This window comes from Escherichia sp. MOD1-EC7003, assembly GCF_002965065.1.
Taxonomy (GTDB): Bacteria; Pseudomonadota; Gammaproteobacteria; order Enterobacterales; family Enterobacteriaceae; genus Escherichia.
The window spans coordinates 1-227 of sequence record NZ_PTRE01000235.1 but is presented as its reverse complement, the minus strand read 5'-3'; the positions used below and the strand labels follow the sequence as shown (position 1 = coordinate 227).

General features: G+C 57.3%; 1 protein-coding gene. It reads left to right on the top strand.

The genetic code is table 11. From position 1 onward, the window contains the following. Positions 1-74: hypothetical protein (locus A7090_RS27420; protein WP_446718736.1), on the top strand; the 74-nt coding region annotated here is incomplete at its 5' end. Positions 75-227: the final 153 nt, after the last annotated feature.

Below are 227 nucleotides of genomic sequence, written 5' to 3'. Positions count from 1 at the left end.
GGTTTAGCTGGGCTAACCGGGGGGAAGGCGAAATGCGGATCTGGGTGAATGAGGAAAAGCATTGCCATCTGTAGGTTGGATAAGGCGCACGCGCCGCATCCAACGTAGGGCGCACATTGCCTGATGCGACGCTTAACGCGTCTTATCAGGCCTACGAGTCAGTGCGAGAACGTAGGCCAGCCGCAAACTCTGACGTTTATCCCGTGGTTTAGCTGGGCTAACCGGGG